The sequence below is a fragment of the uncultured Exiguobacterium sp. genome, from assembly GCF_964277885.1.
In the GTDB taxonomy this organism is placed as follows: Bacteria; Bacillota; Bacilli; order Exiguobacteriales; family Exiguobacteriaceae; genus Exiguobacterium_A.
In genome coordinates this window covers 1,121,492-1,140,544 of sequence record NZ_CAXYJR010000005.1, presented here as the reverse complement: position 1 = coordinate 1,140,544, position 19,053 = coordinate 1,121,492, and the positions used below count along the sequence as shown (strand labels likewise).

Annotated in this window: 21 protein-coding genes; 7 read left to right on the top strand and 14 right to left on the bottom strand. The window is 47.1% G+C overall.

Features of this window, described 5'->3' with window-relative positions; all coding sequences use genetic code 11:
• Positions 1-30: 30 nt before the first annotated feature.
• The 3 genes from ACHWTJ_RS07435 to ACHWTJ_RS07425 are packed head-to-tail and all read right to left on the bottom strand — an operon-like array spanning position 31 to position 1,963.
• A complete protein-coding gene (locus ACHWTJ_RS07435; protein ID WP_394679341.1) occupies positions 31-663 on the bottom strand; it encodes an HAD hydrolase-like protein in 633 nt (210 codons plus the stop codon).
• Complete coding sequence (locus tag ACHWTJ_RS07430) at positions 660-1,154, bottom strand: AAA family ATPase (protein WP_394679340.1); 495 nt, start codon at positions 1,152-1,154, stop codon at positions 660-662. The genes ACHWTJ_RS07435 and ACHWTJ_RS07430 overlap by 4 nt, the downstream gene beginning before the upstream one ends.
• A complete protein-coding gene (locus ACHWTJ_RS07425) occupies positions 1,151-1,963 on the bottom strand; it encodes an MBL fold metallo-hydrolase (protein WP_394679339.1) in 813 nt (270 codons plus the stop codon). The genes ACHWTJ_RS07430 and ACHWTJ_RS07425 overlap by 4 nt, the downstream gene beginning before the upstream one ends.
• Before the next feature lie 130 nt (positions 1,964-2,093).
• Between ACHWTJ_RS07425 and ACHWTJ_RS07420 the strand changes: the two genes are divergently transcribed.
• The gene (locus tag ACHWTJ_RS07420; RefSeq protein WP_394679338.1) at positions 2,094-2,477 is read left to right on the top strand and encodes a VOC family protein; all 384 of its coding nucleotides are present in this window, start codon (positions 2,094-2,096) and stop codon (positions 2,475-2,477) included.
• A 79-nt stretch (positions 2,478-2,556) separates the two neighbouring features.
• On the opposite strand, the gene ACHWTJ_RS07415 is transcribed toward ACHWTJ_RS07420, so the two are convergent.
• Complete coding sequence (locus tag ACHWTJ_RS07415; protein WP_294741189.1) at positions 2,557-2,958, bottom strand: Rrf2 family transcriptional regulator; 402 nt, start codon at positions 2,956-2,958, stop codon at positions 2,557-2,559.
• A gap of 264 nt (positions 2,959-3,222) precedes the next feature.
• Positions 3,223-3,612, bottom strand: coding sequence for a thiol-disulfide oxidoreductase DCC family protein (locus tag ACHWTJ_RS07410; RefSeq protein ID WP_394679337.1), 390 nt, complete (start codon positions 3,610-3,612; stop codon positions 3,223-3,225).
• A gap of 193 nt (positions 3,613-3,805) precedes the next feature.
• Here ACHWTJ_RS07410 and ACHWTJ_RS07405 point away from each other — a divergent pair, with 193 nt between their 5' ends.
• Positions 3,806-4,549 (top strand): SDR family oxidoreductase, encoded by a 744-nt coding sequence (locus tag ACHWTJ_RS07405; protein ID WP_394679336.1) that lies wholly within the window; start codon positions 3,806-3,808, stop codon positions 4,547-4,549.
• 55 nt (positions 4,550-4,604) lie between these two features.
• Here ACHWTJ_RS07405 and ACHWTJ_RS07400 read toward each other — a convergent pair whose 3' ends face one another.
• The 4 genes from ACHWTJ_RS07400 to ACHWTJ_RS07385 are packed head-to-tail and all read right to left on the bottom strand — an operon-like array spanning position 4,605 to position 6,343.
• Positions 4,605-5,063, bottom strand: coding sequence for an NUDIX hydrolase (locus tag ACHWTJ_RS07400; RefSeq protein ID WP_394679335.1), 459 nt, complete (start codon positions 5,061-5,063; stop codon positions 4,605-4,607).
• A complete protein-coding gene (locus tag ACHWTJ_RS07395) occupies positions 5,035-5,760 on the bottom strand; it encodes an alpha/beta fold hydrolase (RefSeq protein WP_394679334.1) in 726 nt (241 codons plus the stop codon). Before ACHWTJ_RS07395 ends, ACHWTJ_RS07400 begins: the two co-directional genes overlap by 29 nt.
• On the bottom strand, positions 5,750-6,163 hold the full coding sequence (locus tag ACHWTJ_RS07390) for an RDD family protein (protein ID WP_394679333.1): 414 nt from the start codon (positions 6,161-6,163) through the stop codon (positions 5,750-5,752). Before ACHWTJ_RS07390 ends, ACHWTJ_RS07395 begins: the two co-directional genes overlap by 11 nt.
• Before the next feature lie 12 nt (positions 6,164-6,175).
• Positions 6,176-6,343 carry a hypothetical protein gene (locus ACHWTJ_RS07385; RefSeq protein ID WP_294745884.1) on the bottom strand — a complete coding sequence of 56 codons (168 nt, stop codon included), beginning with the start codon at positions 6,341-6,343 and terminating at the stop codon, positions 6,176-6,178.
• A gap of 126 nt (positions 6,344-6,469) precedes the next feature.
• On the opposite strand from ACHWTJ_RS07385, the gene ACHWTJ_RS07380 reads away from it, so the two are divergent.
• The gene (locus ACHWTJ_RS07380; protein WP_394679332.1) at positions 6,470-7,393 is read left to right on the top strand and encodes a zinc-binding alcohol dehydrogenase; all 924 of its coding nucleotides are present in this window, start codon (positions 6,470-6,472) and stop codon (positions 7,391-7,393) included.
• Here the strand turns inward: ACHWTJ_RS07380 and ACHWTJ_RS07375 are convergent.
• Together ACHWTJ_RS07375 and ACHWTJ_RS07370 are read right to left on the bottom strand one after the other, a co-directional pair.
• Positions 7,375-7,971: a hypothetical protein gene (locus ACHWTJ_RS07375; protein ID WP_294741177.1), complete on the bottom strand. Its 597-nt coding sequence runs from the start codon at positions 7,969-7,971 to the stop codon at positions 7,375-7,377. The two genes, ACHWTJ_RS07380 and ACHWTJ_RS07375, sit on opposite strands and share 19 nt — an antisense overlap.
• Entirely contained in the window at positions 7,972-8,703 is a 732-nt protein-coding gene (locus ACHWTJ_RS07370; protein WP_294741175.1) for a DUF5694 domain-containing protein, read from the bottom strand.
• Between the two features lie 109 nt (positions 8,704-8,812).
• On the opposite strand from ACHWTJ_RS07370, the gene ACHWTJ_RS07365 reads away from it, so the two are divergent.
• A complete protein-coding gene (locus ACHWTJ_RS07365) occupies positions 8,813-9,166 on the top strand; it encodes a hypothetical protein (protein ID WP_394679331.1) in 354 nt (117 codons plus the stop codon).
• A 128-nt stretch (positions 9,167-9,294) separates the two neighbouring features.
• Here ACHWTJ_RS07365 and ACHWTJ_RS07360 read toward each other — a convergent pair whose 3' ends face one another.
• Positions 9,295-10,647, bottom strand: coding sequence for a phenylacetate--CoA ligase family protein (locus ACHWTJ_RS07360; RefSeq protein ID WP_294745864.1), 1,353 nt, complete (start codon positions 10,645-10,647; stop codon positions 9,295-9,297).
• Between the two features lie 172 nt (positions 10,648-10,819).
• Between ACHWTJ_RS07360 and ACHWTJ_RS07355 the strand changes: the two genes are divergently transcribed.
• The gene (locus ACHWTJ_RS07355; RefSeq protein ID WP_394679330.1) at positions 10,820-11,674 is read left to right on the top strand and encodes an effector binding domain-containing protein; all 855 of its coding nucleotides are present in this window, start codon (positions 10,820-10,822) and stop codon (positions 11,672-11,674) included.
• Between the two features lie 55 nt (positions 11,675-11,729).
• On the opposite strand, the gene ACHWTJ_RS07350 is transcribed toward ACHWTJ_RS07355, so the two are convergent.
• Together ACHWTJ_RS07350 and ACHWTJ_RS07345 are read right to left on the bottom strand one after the other, a co-directional pair.
• Positions 11,730-13,079, bottom strand: coding sequence for a phenylacetate--CoA ligase family protein (locus tag ACHWTJ_RS07350; protein ID WP_394679329.1), 1,350 nt, complete (start codon positions 13,077-13,079; stop codon positions 11,730-11,732).
• 245 nt (positions 13,080-13,324) lie between these two features.
• Positions 13,325-13,714 carry a hypothetical protein gene (locus ACHWTJ_RS07345; protein ID WP_294741164.1) on the bottom strand — a complete coding sequence of 130 codons (390 nt, stop codon included), beginning with the start codon at positions 13,712-13,714 and terminating at the stop codon, positions 13,325-13,327.
• A 161-nt stretch (positions 13,715-13,875) separates the two neighbouring features.
• Between ACHWTJ_RS07345 and ACHWTJ_RS07340 the strand changes: the two genes are divergently transcribed.
• Positions 13,876-15,300: an NAD(P)H-binding protein gene (locus tag ACHWTJ_RS07340; protein WP_394679328.1), complete on the top strand. Its 1,425-nt coding sequence runs from the start codon at positions 13,876-13,878 to the stop codon at positions 15,298-15,300.
• 121 nt (positions 15,301-15,421) lie between these two features.
• Positions 15,422-19,009, top strand: a complete 3,588-nt coding sequence (locus ACHWTJ_RS07335; RefSeq protein WP_394679327.1) for a dynamin family protein — start codon at positions 15,422-15,424, stop codon at positions 19,007-19,009.
• Positions 19,010-19,053: the final 44 nt, after the last annotated feature.

The following is a 19,053-nucleotide window of genomic DNA, read 5'->3' as shown; positions in this document are numbered from 1 at the left end:
AGAGCCGTCTTCCGCAGAAGACGGCTCTTTTTAGTAGACAGCACCCAACTCTTTTACGACACGGTCCGCGACTGCGAGTTCCTGCTCTTGCGCAAAATCGAACTGACAACCGATTGCTAACAGTCCGTTCGCATGCGCCGCTTTGAAATCAGATAAGCGGTCCCCAACAACGTAACCTGAAGAGATATCGTGCATCTTACAAATCTCCCGCACGAGTGCTGATTTATTACCGGAACGGATGTCTTCGATACTATAGACATGATCGATATAGGCTTCGAGTCCATATGTCGTCACGATTGCTGACAAGTAGGACGGCCACCCATTACTTGCGATATAAACAGAATGACCCGCTTGTTTCAAACGACTTAGCAACTCGATCGTTCCTGGATATAGGCACCCGTGACCCGCCTTGACTGCCTGCTCTATGCTACGTCGAAACTTTTGATCCGCAGCCTGTTGGTCTGTGGCTGAAAAGTCCGGTAGTAACGTCTGCCAGACTTCTGGTAACGAGACGCCCATGATCTGCTGATAGAGGGCGACTGGTGTCTCTCCCTCCCAGCGCCCCGTCTGACGCAACTCATGAAAGACATCTTCTAGCGCATGCGCAAGCACGGCATTCGTTTGAAACAACGTTCCATCCATGTCAAAAATGTAGTGTGTCATTCGCTCTCCCCTTTTTGCTCTTGTTTTATTTTCTGAATCATGGCTTCTATCGATCTATCCTCAGCAATCAGACGATCCGTCGGGCGGTGATCCCGATCAATCCACCAGCGTTTCATATCCGTCTCAGAAAACTCCGTCGGTTGCCGCATCGCATGGCGACGAATGGTTTCTTCGAATGTGACGTCAAAATAATACGCCGCGTAACGTGACGTAAAGCGACGTTCCAACCGGTCAATCATCTCACCGTACCAGTCCTGTGCAAGAATGCCTTCCAGCAGAATCGTTGCGTGGCGTCCGTCAGCAAGTCCGACCAACTCCTCGATCCAGCAAATCGCCGGATTTCCTGGTCCATCTTTTACGTTCAACATCTCCCTGCGGATGACATCTTGCGACAACAGGATGCTATCCGGTAAAACCGATCGTAACGCTTTGGCAAGCGTCGTTTTTCCACTACCAGAATTTCTGCGGATGACGATCAATCGCGACTTCATGTCGTGAACCAGTCCCCGTTCAAGGCAGCAATATACCGCTCTGCAGAGCGCGCCACTGCTTCAGACGCACCGGTTTCAATTTTCCGATGAAAGGCGTCATATAATTTTTCAAAGTGAAGCGGACGTAACGTTTCTGCTATTCGCGCGACCGTCTTTGCTGGAAGCGGAATCACATTCGGATAGCTGTACATGAAACTGACCCATGCCCGATCGGCAACGATCCGAACAATGTCTCCTGTCAACAATAGCCCCGCTGATGCATCTTTTCGTTCACAAATGACTGCTCCTTTGAAGTGACCACCGATGCGATGTAATATCAAATCTTCTGCTAACTCCAAGCTTTCACCACTCCAGAAGACGATGCGTTCGCTTGGTCGCGTCACGAATGACGCATCATCTTCATGAATATAGATTGGTACGTCAAAAGTCTCCGCCCATTCGACTTGTGTCGCGTAATAATGCGGATGTGATAAAGCAATCGCCTGAATTCCGACCAATTCGTCAAGCTGCTCTTTCGTTGTTGAATCAAGATATGTAATGCAGTCCCATAACAGGTTAAACGATTTTCCTTGGACAAGATATGCCGTCTGACCGATCCCGAACGCTGGTGTCGTCTGAATCGCATAGACGCCTGCTCCGTCGTCACTAATGACGTTTTGATACGTTCCTGACGTTTGCATGGCAGCGAGCGTGGTCCACGTTTGACCAATTGGATTAACATACTGTCGTTCCTCTGAGCAAATCGGACACGTTTCGCGCTCTGGATTGATTTGTTCGACACCACACGTCGTACAGATGATGGTTTCCATATCATCATTCCTTTCCAATTCGTAAATGATTTTCCTGATATATCATAACATATTCCATTTATAGGAATTAGAGGAATTAAGAGACGTTTATCGAAAGGAAATAGGTATCAAAAAGAAGGAGGAGATTTTTATGTCAATTTCGACCCATCTCATCGCACCCCGTATGAACGCTGTCTTTTTACATGTTCAGGATGTAAAACGTGCCGCCGCATGGTATCACCAGTTACTGCAGTTGCCGTTTGATGCGTCGTGTGTCTCGTCACCTGTTTACAATCTCCCACTCGAAGGTCCAACGAGTTTGACGCTCGACGATCATACGAATGACGCAACGTATCAACATCACCCTTCACCACATGCTTTATTTAATTTTTTTACAACAGATATTGATGCATCTTATCAGTTTGTGTTGTCGTTACAGGCACCCATCATCCGCGACATCGAGCGTTTCGATGATTTTTCTTACTTTACGTTTGCGGATCCTGACGGTAACGTCTTGATGCTCTGTACAGGATAAGACAAAAGCAGGTCGAACCACTGATGTGGCTCGACCTGCTTTGTTTAGGATGACGCTTTGACAGCTTCAAGTAGTAATTTCAATTAACCCATGTTGGCGCCATTAGATCAATCAACGTGTAAGCACTTAATGTTTCTTTGAAGGACGAAAACGCCCGATCAAATGCAAGACGCGTATTTTGTAAACTGCGATCGTCATGTGTTACAGACACGGTTTCCAGATAAGATACTTCTTCAAAAAGGTGAACGATTTCTCCCAGTGTGATCGTGTCCGGTGATTTTGCTAATCTAAAGCCACCATTACGACCCTGCACGGAAATGATGAGACCAAACTTACTCAATGCATGAACGATCTTCATTAGGTGATTCTTAGAGATACCATAATATGTTGCCACTTCTTGAATTTGTACGAGACGAGTCGGATGGGACGCCGAAAAAATAAGCACACGAATGGCATAGTCCGTAGAGCGAGTCATCTTCATGCATTTCACCTTCTTTTCTAATCCTTCATAATTAAAGATTAAAAACTCATTCTTCTCAAGAACCTTCAAAATGATCCTTTATTTAATTCAAGCGTGCATCTGCACATATATATCGACTATCTTAAAGGATTGGAAGGACTGAAATCTACAACTTTTTTCAGAAATAGGTAGAATGATATTTTAATTATCCTAATCTGTATGCTAAACGAGAAAAAATCCTTGTAAATAATAAAACCGCGACCAATTCGTCGCGGTTTTTCATCTTTAGTCGTGAAATCGAGCTCGCGTCTCTGGAGACAGCAGCGCGCACTGTTGCTTTTGCCCAAACCAACGATGGCGATTATTTGCAACGAAGTCATAGACGCGATCCCGAAGTGTACGTGGAACAATCTGAAGCACACTCAACAGACGCCATCCACCTTTTAAATGACGAGCAATCCGTAATGCAGCATCCGATTTGATATAGGGTACACCTCGGTCAATCACAACGACACTGTCAATCGTTTCCGAGAGATGATGACGCCGGACGAGCTCTTGCCCCGTCTCCCCTTGCAACGAAGCAAAATCATGATATCCTTTGTCTCGTTTCAAAATGAACTGGACACTCGCGTCACAGAGATTACATTCTCCGTCGAATAAGACGATTGCTTTCATGTTCGATTCATCCTTCCCAACCTGTTTAACGAATAATTTCGTACACTTTTTCTTTACGACACTTTAGGATAAAACATGCATCTATTTAGTATGTTAAATCTTGATAACGCTTTCTTTCGTTCTCTTTATTACGTTATACTGTTTTTGTAAACATTTGGTTTTTATGATTCCATTTACATGAAGGAGAATACATATGACGATACGACCGATTGCCATCGTGACCGGTGCCAGTCAGACACGCGACATCGGAGCTGCGATTTGCCGCCAGCTTGCCTCGTCTGGACATGACCTGGTCTTTACTTATTTTAAAGCAACAGCAGATTGGGTGGCTAGTTTTACGACCGAACTCGAAAATCATGGTGTCCGCGTCCTTGCGATCGAACTTGATTTAAGTCATCCTGATGCCGCTGACGATTTATTCGCACGCATTGAAGATTTTGGAACACCCAGCATCCTGATTAATAATGCTGCCCACTCGACGATGACAGATTGGCGAACACTTAATGCAACAAGCCTTGATCAACACTATGCCGTCAATCTCCGGGCACCGTTGTTGCTCGCGACACGTTTTACGAAACGATTCACTGAATCGAACCTAACGTCCGGTCGCATCGTTCAACTGACGTCCGGGCAGGATCTCGGTCCGATGCCTGACGAGATTGCTTACGCTACGACGAAAGGTGCCTTGTCGACGTTTACGAAGACTTACGCGACAGCCGTAGCACCGCTTGGCATCACCGTTAATGCGGTCAATCCAGGTCCGACCGACTCGACTTGGATGGATGAAGCAACCCGGACAACGCTTAAACCTAGTTTTCCGTTCGGTCGAATCGGTGCGCCAGAAGACGTCGCACGATTGATCCAATTCCTCGTCAGTCCTGACGGTGGCTGGGTGACCGGGCAAGTCATCCATTCCGAAGGTGGCTTTGAACGCTGAATATGTCGCATGTAAAAACATCCTTTTGACGTTAAAATCAGAAGGATGTTTTACGTTATCGAAAGACTGGACCCGGTTCCGTCAAAAAATCGTTCCAGGCGGTTTGATGCAGGTCGCTATAGAGTTCTGGCATCTGATCTCTTTCAAAAAAAGCAACATCGAGTGATTCATCGGCATCAATCGTCCATTGTCCCCCATTGATTCGGCAAACGGAAAAATGGACGATCGGTTGGGCGACATCCCCGTTTGGATACATCTCTTCGTATTTTGAATAGACACCACTCAAACGTTCGATCCTGACATGAAAACCGGTCTCTTCCAAAATCTCACGCTGTGCAGCTTCAACGAGCGACTCTCCTAGTTCCAGTGCCCCGCCGGGAAATCCCCATGCTTGTTGCTCCCGCCGTTTTTGAAGAAGAATGCGTCCCTCCTCGTCAAAGACAATCCCACCGGCAAAGTTCAACATCACTTTTTCCTGACCGACCTTACTGCGAAGAAAACGTATGTAGTCCATCTGTCGCTCCTTGAAGTTTGACGTGCTTCAGCCATGTGATCAGTTGCTCGATCATGGCATCGGTCACGGTATGATTGACACCTGGAAAAACGTCTAATACGGTCGTTTGCGCCATACCTGCTTGTACAGCGGTTGCGTGATAGAACTGCTGGATCGATAATGGAATGATGTCATCGGCATCCCCATGCAGGAGCAACCGCGGACGCTCATCCATCACGCTGATTGGATCGAGCTTCCATGGTACATCTGTTTCTTTGATGACCGGTCGCCCATCGCGCGCGCGAAATAAGCGTTCTGCTTCAAGATAGGCACCGCCCCCATTGATCGCAACGAGTGCTTTAATCGGCTGACGCGACATAATCCCGTGGGCAATGAACCCACCCATCGAGACACCGATCGCTATCACGTCTGAAACATGCCAGCCTAATTGTTCGATGATAGCTGTCGCTTCCGTAATCGATTGTTCGACGACGGACCAAAAATAGGTCGTCGTTACTTCTTTATCGTAAGGGTCATCAAACGGTTCTCGTTGATCATGTCGAACGAGTTCCGGAATGAAGACATCGTATCCTTCGTCAGCGAGTTGTTCAGCAAACGCTAGATAAGAGACAGCTGTCCCACCCCAACCATGATAGAGCAGGATGGCTCCTGTAGGTTGAGAGGCACGGACACAATGGACATGAAAATCAAGCTTCATTTTTTAGCTTCTCCTGGTTTAAGCGGACAATCGTTCTCGCGAAGTCATCTTCCGGTAACCGTTGTCCGTTCTCAAGAAACGGTTTCCAGTACGGTCGGATCTTAAATAACGAGACCGTATCACGATAGACTGTTCGACGAATGACTTGTTTTGTCGTCAACGGTAATCCGTTCTCGCTTTTAACCTGAATGCCACAAATCTGACCACCAATCGATTTTCCGTTCAACAGTTTTAATTGCGCGACTTCTCCTAGAAAACTGATCGTCGGTTGTGTGACGAAGGCGTGCACGACTTCTGACTTCACACGTCGTAATACCGTTTTTTCGATGACGACGGAAAGTCCAAGATAAACAGCTTGGTTGATGATATACGCACCGATTCGTCGTTTGGTCGTTAAATGCATGAATGGTCCTCCTTATACGTTAAAATAGACGACAGCGCCGAGTCCACTGACGGCAATCAAATAAAAGACGATCGCGAGTCGTTTGTGTGCGGCAGAAATATCCTTTCGGACGAGGATCTTACTATACCGAAACGTCAAAAATGCGAACACGAGCAATGCCAAAATCAATAATGGTTCCATTCAATCCACCCCCTATTCTTTCTTATTCTACATTATTTCTGGTTTCGAATTGTTATATTTTACAAGTAAAGTGATATATGCTTGATCCATGTGTCATCAATCCAACAATGAAATGAGGTTTACGTGTTGAACACTACAAAAATTTGCTGTCTTGTTGAGTCGAAGATGCCTGGTTATCTTGTTCGGGAACTGCCACCGCTTGGCATCCATGACGTCCACGTCCGCACTCTAGCCGGTGCCATCAGTATCGGTGCCGAACTTCCCCAATGGCTGGAACAAGATATGACCGAAACCAGTTATGACTATCCGCTCGAGACAGGATATGAAAGTTATGGCGAAGTGCTTGCAGTTGGTGACGCCGTCCAAATCGTCAAGCCCGGCGATCGGGTTGTCAGCTTCTATGGTCATCAAGATCAGGCGATCGTTCCTGAATCGAAGGTCCTCCCGGTTCCTGCTCATGTCTCACCACGTGAAGCCTTACTATTGATTCTGTCTTGTGACGCGGCAAAAGGCGTTCGAAAGCTGACATTGACACCCGACACAAGCGTCTTAGTTTCTGGAATGGGTACGATCGGTTTGCTGACGGTACATTACTTACGGCATTACGTTAACGTTCGTCATATTGATATCCTCGAGCCGCTTACGTCCCGAGCGGAGTTAGCGCGTCAATTAGGTGCACGTATTGTCACATCGGGTTCAAGTATGTATGACGTCGCCATCGAATGTTCCGGACGTCAAGCGGCCTTTGCCGAGCTTCAGTCTGCTGTTCGTCCTCATGGTGCAATCTGCGTCTTATCGGACGGCAACCGGGAAACCTTGATGTTGACGCCCGCATTTCACGCGAAAGAACTTCAGATCGTTGCATCGAGTGACGGCTGGGACTACCGCAAGCACGCAGACTGGCTCTTTTCAGATGATCGTCACGCGACATTGCCCGCATTGTTCGAACACGAGACTTCGTTTTCGGAGCTTGCCAGTTGCTTCGCTAGCTTAATGAAAACACCAGATCTCCCGATCAAAGTATTCGTTGATTATGAGCAGACGAGCTGAACACCGTTCGGATCCGTTCCTACGAGCGATACGTCGGAAAAGACTGCTTCTTGTAAGACGGTCTTCTCCCCGCGGACGGTTTGGATTTGTGAGATTGGTCGATCGAACAGTTTCGCTAAATCCGCCTCTAACCCTTCGCGCGGCGTCGCTAGGATTAGACGCTCAAGTGTCGTTCCATCAGTATCCGCAATTGCATCTTCATGGACTTGCAGTTCAATTCGTAATCCGTACGGTGTTTGCAAGAACGTCCGCCGCTCGTTCGCTTGGACTGTGAACGATAACGTTTCTGCGCGATCAAGAATTGTTTGCACGTCACCAGGCTGTATCAAAAATCCGATGTGATCGAAGCGAACTATTTTTCCGAATCCGATCGTCACATTGACCGCTCCCCGTTTCATTTCAATGATTCGGAATAAAATTTGATCCGTTCGAAAATCATCCCATGACAGAGGTGGATTAAATGACGAAAACTCTCCGTCCTTTTTCCCGATCCGCTGAGAAACGTGAAACCCGCGTGCCGTGTACCAGGCTTCTGTTTCTTCCAAATGTGGTGTCCAAATATGGTAGTGAAATAGCATTTACATACACTCCTTTTCGTTGTTCCAATCGTTCCACGTCATCACTTCGACTTGGTTCGAGTCATTCAAATATTGTCGTAATAACGGGAGGTGCGCAGCACCGTACAAACAAACGATTCGTTCGTTCGCCTGAGCGAGGTGCAGTAAACGATTTGCGATCTTTTGATTGCGGACTCGCCAGTAGCGTTCAACCCAAATCCGCCCGCTTTCCAGTCGTTCGATTTGATCATAGATTATAGCCGACGCTGCAATCGTTTCTTCAGCGTGCAATCGATCGAGCCATTCGGAGAAGGATAACTGCTCCATCGCGTGCTCTAACTGTTCAGTCCGATTCATCTCAGCCGCGACGATCGTCTCAAATGCTTTCGGATGATGTGATCGGACGATTCCTAAATCCGGTACGCCGGGTACGATTTCATTCCAATCGACCCCATAGAGATCTGCTATTCCTGCCATCCGGGCTAAGCGAAAGCCGATTTGTTGCCGTTCATTTTCGGTTAAATCGCTCTCGTGTTGATAGGTTTCATATGTATGTTGCAGGTCACTCATGCGTTCAGGTGCCGTCTCAAGGGCAACGCCTGTCGGTCGAAATGCGTTCAATCGAGCAACGACTTCTTGGATTTCTCGTTGCCTTCTCTCTGACGCGATATCAAATATTGCTGGACGAATCATGTCACCATTTGCCGGGCGATCGAGATGGAATATGCCTAAAAGTAAAATCTGAGGTTTCATCTATCTCCCTCCTTTTCCTTATTTTACCTTATACTTGGTAAAGGAAGCGACTTTTACCTATCATGAATTTACGTTACTATTCAACGAATACTCATATAAGGAGGTTCCGATGAAAAAGATATTCGTCATTGTGTTCATTGGATTTTTATTCGGATGCAGTCAAACTGATACAGAGGACGAAGTTAGTCATGCCATGATCGTCATTGTGAATAACAAAGAGTATAGCGGAACAGAAGCAGATGTGGATGCATTTAAGCAACAAGGAGAAAAAATTAGCACGATATTAAAGAAAACAAAAGCATATGAAATGCCCCAAGCGAACAGCCAATCGAATCTTTTTTCAGTCGGGTCCACCATCTATTCTGTTAAAGGAACAGAAGATTTTATTATCGTAAAAGACAAAGAAAATAAAAAATGGCTTTTAAAAAAGGTAAGGGATATCAAAAACAATTTGAATCAATGAGGCACTTTAACACTTTTAACGTGGTACCTCTTTAGAAGTACCAACAGCAGAGATGTTTTGTACTTTTACACGAGATATGGTGAGAAGCAATTAAAAAGTGGACAGATGGCGCCATCTGTCCACTTTTTTTATCCTGTTAAACTTGATTTAACGAGTAAAATTTTCCCGCTTTCCTCTGCATCGATATAAGAAACGGCTTGTACATCGAGATGGATATCACGACCGAATAAACGGTACAACCGTTCCATCAGAAGCCGTTCGTCTGATAGACTGAACCGCTCTGCGTCCGGAACGTAGTAGATCGATACGCTATCTGTCGTCATTTGAACATATTGAATACGCTCGATACTGTTTGGCAAATGTTTGACGATACTCGACAGTTGCGCTTCAAAAATCTTTTGTCCATCCGGTCTTTGGATGAAGGCCCGCCCCCTTCCGTCAATCGATTCGATGATTGGTCCCGGATGACCACAGGAACAGGTGCGCTGACTGAGCGTCATCCGATCTCCGACCCGGTAACGAATGAGGGGGGTTCCGTGTGTATCAAAACTCGTCACAAGAATCTCCCCGTCTGTATCGAGTTCGATGATCCCCATCTCATGGTGCAGATGTTTTTGACCAAACCGGCATTCCGAAACGATAGGTGCCCCTTCAGACGATGCATATTGATCAAAGACTGGTCCGTGAAACACTTCTTCGATGACTTGACGCTCTTGCGCGTCGATCCGTTCTGCCGTCGGGAAAATCGCAATCGGTTGACACGTCAAGCGGATCCCTTCTCGCTTCGCGAACCGGGCGAGCTCAATCATTGCTGACGGAAGACCATCGATCGTTTCTGGTTGAAAACGTTCGATAGCGTCAAGATACGCTGCCATCGTCCGTGGGGATATCCGTTTCACCGTGAACAGGAGTTGATTTTCCGCTCGATTCATCCGCCAGTAGACGTCCGTCTGTTGACGCTCCGGTACGAGATCCTGTGCCGTAAAACTGATTCGTCGCATGCCACGGTAGACACCGTGGGTCGCCTTGAAATAATCGAGATGGGCCATTCGAATCTGCATATCAGACACCGTATAGTGAACCTGAAGCGACATTCCCGTCGTCCCCCCTGTCTTCCCAAGAATCGGGGCCGCGACATCCGTCCGAATATCTTTCATTCGAGTACGCAATACATTTTTCGAAAGGACAGGAATTTGCTTCAATTCGGCTAAATCTGTTAACGGTAACCGGATTCTCATAGCAGCAAACAGTTCCTGATAGTAGACACTATGATGAGTACAGAATAAAAGAAAATTATTTAACCGCTCCAGTTGTTCCGCTTCCACGTCAATTTGCTTATTTTCCCGCTCAAGTAAACTTTGGAAGCGTTCCTGATAGACACGCCCATACCGTTCGCGATGCAATTGATACCCATAGAGGGTTGTGAAGAGGTGCTGGAGAAATAGAGGAGAGCGACTATAGATCTGCTCTTTGATACCCATGTCATCACGTCCTTTCGCAAGGGAAGTAACGATTACGATATCTCTACGATATCGTAAATAACTGACAGGAAGATGACAAAAACGTGGAAAAGTGCATCCTGACAAATTACTATCACCTTGGACAGGCCCGACGATCATCGCTCTACTATACTGATAACAAGGAGGTGACAAGATGTGGCTCGAATCGATTCAACGCGTCATTGATTACATCGAAGATCATTTAGAAGACTCGCTCGATCTCAACGTTTTGACAAGTGTGTCGCAGATGCAGACGTATCCTTTACAACGGACGTTTTCATTACTTGCGATGATGACGTTACCCGAATACATCCGTGGACGACGTCTGACGCTTGCTGCTCAACAATTGACACAGACGGACGAAAAAATCATCGATCTCGCTTTACGTTTTGGTTATGAGACGCCGGAAGCATTCACAAAAGCCTTCAAACGTCAGCATGGTTGTTCCCCGACGTTGATGCGAAACGAGCGACGTCCGATTCACGCCTATAACCGCCTGAGTATTCAGGTGACCTTGAAGGGACTGGAGCAAATGAATTACCAACTCATTGAACGACCGGCTTTGCAGATTTCAGGATGGCGAAAACATTTTCCGACGCAAGATGGTGCCCTACAACAACTGATTCCATTATTTTGGAATGATGTGAATCATTCCGGTAAAGATGCTACTTTGTTCAAACAAAATGACGGTCAGATTGAGGGTGTGGTTGGTGTCTGCTCCAATTTCACCGAAGTATCGATGGATTATTGGATCGCGACGACGACAACGGAAGTCCTGCCCGGTCAGGAAACGATGACGATTCCGGCGAGTCTTTGGGCGACGTTTCCAGTCGTTGGTCCGATGCCACATGCCATTCAAGAGATGTGGCAGCGTATCTATCAAGAGTGGCTCCCATCGCATAGATATGACCCACTGCCTCACGCCGAACTCGAAGTTTATTCGGCAGGCGACCCGTCTGCCGCCGATTATCAATCTGCCATCTGGATTCCGGTTTGTCCGCGCGACTGACAGTTTAAGGACATACGAAAAAGCGAGATCATCGATGATCTCGCTTTTTCGTATGTCATGCATACTGTTGTTTAATCAGTAACGTCTTTCCACTGATTTCTTTCGGAATTTCCGGTACCGCGCGCATGACGACATTCAATTGTCCCTCAAACAGTCGGTCCAGAACGAAAAAGAGTTTCTTCTCATGTTCTTTCTCGAAGCATCGCTCATCCGGAACATATAATAAAACAATCTCGTCTCGTGTCTCTTGAATATATTGAACGCGTTCGATGCAGTTCGGGAACGCTCGAACGATTCCCGCGAGTTCGCCCTCAAAAACACGGTGTCCGTTTCTAAGTTGAATGAAGCTTCTCCCCCGTCCGTCGATCGAAGCGATGATCGGACCTTGATGACCACAAGGACATGTTTCCCGACTGAGCGTCATCCGATCGCCGACGCGGTAACGGACGAGAGGTGTCCCGTGCGTATCAAAGCTCGTCACAAGAATTTCGCCGTCCTCATCGCGTTCAATGATACCCATCTCATAATGTAGATGTTTTTTCCCATACGGACATTCGGCGACGATCGGCGCCCCTTCTGACGACGCATACTGATCATAGATCGGCGCATGAAAGACGTCTTCGACGAGCGTTCGTTCTTCTGCCGTCATCATTTCTGCCGTTGGGAAAATCGCTTTAGGTCGAAACGTACAGGTCATCCCATATTTTTTAGCATATCGCGCAACTTCGATCATTCCTGAGGGCAAACCATCAATCGATTCCGGCTGAAACCGATTCAGTTGTTCAATGTATGCAGCAGCGGTTTTCGGATTGATGTTTTTAATCGAGAACAACATCTGATTGATGACTTTATTCGTCCGCCAATAAACCGGTGCCTTTTGTTGCGGGGAAGCGAGCGTTTGACCAGTAAAACTAGCTCGCCGCATCCCTTGATCGACTCCATGGGTCCATTTGAAGAAGTCGAGATGTGCCATTCGGATTTGCATGTCTTCCTTCGTATAATGAACTTGAATCGATTTACCGGTCGTACCGCCCGTTTTTCCTAGAATTGGAGCATGGACGCGCGCATGGATGGTCTCATTTTGTTGCCGTAAGATTTCTTTCGTCAAAGGGGGAATCTGTGTTAGTTCGTCAATCGATCGTAAAGGGAGCTCTAACGCAAGGGAAGAAAATAATTCTTGATAATACGGACTGTGCGTTTGGCAAAAATCAAGGAACTCGTTCAATCGATGCAACTGTTCTGCTCGAACGTCAATCGGTCGTCCTAACTTCTGTTTCAGTTCTTGTAAGCGTTGCTGATAGGTGGAACCGTATCGTTCATGGAACAGGCGACGTCCTTGTAAAGTCGTCAACAAATTTTGGATGAAAATCGGTGAGTGAAAGTAGATCGATTCTTTGAGCTGCATGATGTCACTCCTTCCATAGTTAGACCACCTTTTACTGATACTTTCATCTTATTTCCAATCACCGCCCATCTCAATTAGTTCTTCGTGAATAAACTTAGCTTTTATTTTCATGGCGATTTATTTTAATGAACTCTGATTCACGAACATCTTCTTATTGATTCTTGAACTTACAATTTTTCTTCCCTCACAAAAAATCCGATCGACGAAGAAGAGTACCTTCATTAATCGGATTCATACTAGAGTCGTTACGATTTTGCGACCTTTTGTAACATCTGACATCCGTAAGTCCGTAATTTAATCGCTTCGAGTACGAGCGACATCTGTTGCTCATCCAATCGTTCAATCAACTCGATGATTGTGATTGTCGTTCGTCCATTATACAGTTGAACAATCAAGTGGATGATTGCTTCTAACGCTGGACTCGGATAAGGTTCTGCCAGAAATTCACGATCAAAAAACTCACCACTATCCGGAAAGAAGTAATCCGAGAACCGTTCGAGCACTTGTGGTTGTCCTGTCGCAAGATACAGCATCGAGACCATCGCTGCATCTTCTCGGTGTTTCGGTTTTAAGCGTCTCCACAACAGATCGAACCGTCGTTCATGTCCCACTTGCATGAATTGTATCGACTGCATGGTTGAAGCCCCCCTTTGTTTTTATCACTTTCCTCGTCCATATCCATATCGTTTTATTCCCGATTCTTTTTATATTGAATCGTCCCATGTCAAAGTACCTGCGATTGAACCGACTCGATTGGGGGTACATTACAACAGATATAAGAGAGGAGTTTACATCCATGCCAACGCGCTTAGCTTTAGCCGGAGCCACCGGATACATTGGTCATAACCTACTGAATGAATTAAAGAAAAAATATGACGTCATTGCCCTTTCACGAAACGGTGACGACAAGGACAATGAGGAACGCGTCGAATGGCGATCGTGCGATCTCTTTTCTTTAAACGATACGATCGAAGGTATGAAAGGAGCGGACATCGCTGTCTACCTTGTCCATTCGATGATGCCTTCTGCCAAATTGACACAAGGATCGTTTGAGAATATGGACTTATTGTTAGCTGATAACTTCGCCCGTGCCGCAAAAGAAAACGGCATCCGGCAAATCATCTACTTAAGCGGTATCATCCCTGAGGAAACAGAAGACCTATCACGTCACTTAAAGAGCCGACTTGAAGTCGAACGCGTTCTCGGTGCGTACGGAACACCCGTGACGACGATCCGGGCTGCGTTAATCGTTGGTCCTAAAGGTTCATCGTTCCCAATCTTATCGAAACTCGTCAAACGCCTCCCCGTCATGGCACTCCCACGATGGACACGTAACAAGACCCATCCTGTAGCCTTACCCGACGTCATTCATGCCCTTGGTGAAAGTGTCGATCGTGACGACGTGAAAGACCGGGCTATTGATATCGGTGGACCGGAAGCAATGACCTATAAGGAAATGATCCTTAAAACAGCCGACATCATGGGTAAACGACAACCGACGATCGATATTCCTTTATTGACCGTGAAGTTATCCCGTCTTTGGGTGACGCTCGTGTCAGGGGAACCAAAAGAAACCGTCTATCCACTCGTTGAAAGCATGGTCCATGAGATGGTCGCAGATCCAGAAAAAATGATTCCCGGCATCAGTGACGGCAAAATCACATTCGAACAATCAGTCCGAGATGCGTTAAAAGAGGAGGAGGAACAAAAAGGATCTTCTTCCTCGTCTTCTTCGACACCAGACGTTCTTGACGTCCGTTCAGTCCAACGGGTCCTTTTACCAAAGGATCGAGATGCCGACTGGGCAGCCGACGATTATATGAACTGGTTGTCATCATTCGCCCGCCCCTTCCTATCGTCAACCGTGAAAGATCAAGTCGTTGGAATCCACATTCCGTTTTACGACCAACCGCTGCTGGAATTGACGAAGGAACCGGTTCACGATCGACACATGGCGACATACCGGATTACCGGTGGATTGTTTGCAAAAGTCGAGCAAGACAGCCGTGGTCGGATTGAATTCCGGCAAATTCCCGGTACGCAGGAATGCATCATTGCTATCCATGAATTCGTCCCTGCTTTACCGTGGATACTCTACAAGGCAACACAGGCGAATGTTCACCTGCTTGTAATGTATCTCTTCAAATTACACTTGTTGCGCCGGATTCATTCGACGGAACAAGAATCGACACGTGCGGACGAAATCGTTCCGTCCTCTTGATTCCGATCAAAAACGATTCGCCTCTTCCTTGGCGAATCGTTTTTGACGTTTGCAGAAGGATGACGAAACGGAAAAAATCGTGATACACTGGACGATGACTGAAAGAAAGGGGTTTCATTGCATGCGCTCATTTGAGGAACGATTATCGAACCAACTCGAGGCGACGGCTTCACTCGCCACATTGATTCAACCTTCAACGGATCAACTCCGTTTAGATAAACTAGATAAATTTGCTAGCAAACTATTAAAACGAGAGTTCACGATTGCGTTTGCCGGTCACTTTTCAGCTGGAAAATCGAGCATGATCAACGCCTTGACGGGTGAATCGGTCTTACCGACGAGTCCGATTCCGACGAGTGCGAACATCGTGACCCTTCAGCAAGGTGAGATGGATTCAGCAATCGTTCACTTTCATGAACAGCCGTCTGTTCGTCTGACAGCAATAGAGCAAGAGGAGCATCTTCAATCGCTTGGGAAAAGTGGTGATGTCCGACAAATCGATTTGACGCATGCCGCGTCCGCGCTGCCTCCTGGTCTCGTCTTGATGGATACGCCAGGCGTCGACTCGGTCGATGATGCCCACCGGGTCTCAACGGAGTCTGCCCTTCACTTGGCTGACATCTTGTTTTACGTCATGGATTACAATCATGTTCAATCCGAATTGAACTTCATGGTGACGGATGAATTACAAGCTGCCGTGCCGGAATTATATTTAATCGTCAATCAAATCGATAAACATCGTGACGATGAACTATCATTCGACGCCTTCCGTCGTTCGGTTCATGCGTCCTTCGCCGAACACGGTGTCGTGCCGAAAGGGATTTTCTTTACGAGCCTACGGAACCCAGCCCATCCGCATAACGATTTCACGGAAGTCGAACAACTCGTCAAACAAAGCATTCGCGACGCTCAACCGAAGTTGTTGACTTCTGCCGCTCTGACACTTGAAAGTCTTCACCAGGAGCATACACGTTATCTCACACGTCTCGTCTCAGAAACCTACGAGACGATGGCTGAGCAATTGAATGACACTGAGCGACAGGATCCGGCGAAAGTCGAAACCGAATTAGCGCGTGTCTCGCAACAGTTAGAAGCACGTCAACCGGACCGCTGGGTACAGACGTTTTCGCTTCATCGGGATCAACTTTTGAAAAATGCGACATTGATGCCGTTCGAATTACGCGAGAAGATGCGCCGCTTCCTCGAGTCACGTCAGAGTGATTTCAAGATTGGATTATTCCGTAGCGCGAAAAAAACGGAAGCGGCTCAAGCAGAGATCGCACAAGAGGTCCTCCGTGCCTATCAGACAGTGACCGCTTCTGAAATTTCGCTTCATTTACGTAACTTGATGAAACAATCGTTACGTGACCTTGGTCTTTTGCAGGATACGCATATCGTCGCAATCGATCAGCTCTCACTTGACCCACCGCTTTCCGTACTCGAAAGTGCCTTGCCAACCGGTATTACGATCACAGGTGAATCAGTGCTCCAGTTCACGAATCGTGTCGCCGAACAGACACAAGCATGGTTCGTCAAGGAAACGAACGCGTGGCGTGAGCTTATTCGTCAAGAGTTGACGGCAACTTTCCCGAAAGAACAAGCTGAACTATTGCAGCAACAGACGTTACTACAGCATAAATGGAATAGCGTTCAAGCATGGCAACAGGCTACCGTAGCACTCGAACGATATGAGCATGGCGTTGCGAGTCCATCCGACCAACAACTCGAACAGGCTCGGACGCAAGTTTCAATCTGGGAGGAGCAATTGATTCAGCAAGAAGCGGCGATCGTTTCCTTTACTGGGTACGAATCAGTGATAGAAACTACTGCGTTTGAAATTGCGACGACGATCAGTGAGCAACAAGCCGTCCGTTATGCACCGGAAGACGTCGCTCGAATCCGTCATCATCTGAATGGTCTTCAAGGTTTTGAAGATGCCGTCGCTTATTTGAATGACAAATTGGACCGACTGACACATCAATCGTTCACGATTGCCTTATTCGGTGCCTTCAGTGCCGGAAAATCATCGTTTTGCAATGCCTTACTCGGAGATAAGGTCCTTCCAGTCTCTCCGAATCCGACGACGGCATCAATCAACCGAATTCATCCGGTTGACGCTGCACACCCGCACGGCGTGGCAGAAGTCACGTTCAAGTCGGAAGCAGCGATGCTTGAGGACTTAAATGAAGCGATGGTCGGAACGATGACGTTCGAGTCAACGAAACAGGCATACGATACGCTCTTACCGCGTACCGCGTCACTGACGGATCCGTTCTTACGTGCTTTCTTGAAAGGATTCCCTGCCGTGCAATCCTTCATCGGTACCATCCAGACGGTCGATCAAGACGCTTTTAAACAGTATGTCGCGCAGGAAGAACGAAGCTGTTTTGTAGATGTCATCGATTTCTATTACGATAGCCCGCTAACACGTCTCGGCGTGACGCTCGTCGATACACCGGGAGCAGATTCAATCAATGCCCGTCATACTGAGGTCGCTTTTGATTACATCAAGAATGCGGATGCGATCTTGTTCGTCACGTACTTCAATCATGCCTTCGCCCGCGCTGACCGTGAATTCTTGATTCAACTCGGTCGTGTCAAAGACGCATTCGAACTCGATAAGATGTTCTTCCTCGTCAACGCAATTGATCTCGCTGCGTCTGATAGCGAACGTCAAGATGTCTTGAACTATGTCGCGACGGAATTGCAACGCTTCGGGATTCGATCGCTTCGACTGTATGGCGTCTCGAGCTTACAAGGACTCATCGAAAAGCAACAAGAACGATCGGATTCAACTTCCGGTTTACCTGAATTCGAGGAGGCATTCCATCACTTCCTAGCGGAGGATTTGACCGGTCTCGCCAAAGTATCGTTGTCTGAGCAGACGGAAAAGACCGTCCAGCGACTCGAACGATTTATCGCTGCGACTGAAGCGAATCTGTTGCGAAAAGAAGAACGGTTGGCTGAGTTATCTACTCTAGAACAGCAGGTCACGGATCGTTTCGAAGACAATCGCGCCGCTTTGATCGAACCTGCACTCAAAGCAGAGATCCATGAGCTGTTGCATCATGTCGTACAACGCATTTATTACCGTTTCCCTGACTTTTTCAAGGAAGCCTATAATCCTGTTCGTTTTGCTCAAACTGGCAAAGGAGTGGCATTACAGGATGCGTTAACGGAACTGTTAACGTTCCTTCGGTTCGATTTTGAACAAGAGCTCCGGGTCACACATTTCCGTGTCGACCAATGGCTCGAAGCTGCCTTGATCCGGCGTCAACAAGAGGAGCAACAGTTGCTAGAGCAATGGAACGAATCCTTCCAGCTCGCGCCTGTCACGGTCTCTCGATTAAATGACATGACGTTTGACGGACCTTTCGAAGATGCAACTCCTTATGTCGGCGTCAAACGCCACTTCCGGAATGCGAAAGCCTTCTTTGAAAAAAATGAGAAGGAGCAGTTGAAGGAGGAGCTGGCGACATTAACTAAACAAGAAGCACTCGCATATACTGCCACTCAAGAAGAACGCTTGCTCGCAGTCGCGGCGACACATCTGGACGTTTCTTTAACAGCCGTTTCAGAGCACCTGTTACGCCAAACACTCGAGCAACTTGAAAGTGAACGCGCGACTTTACAGGCACAAGAGACGCTGACCCCTTATAAACAAGCAGCTAAGCAGATTCGCAGTCTGACGCAACACGTCACTTCATGAAACATGATTATTCAACAAAAAGACCAGAGCGCGATGCGTTCCGG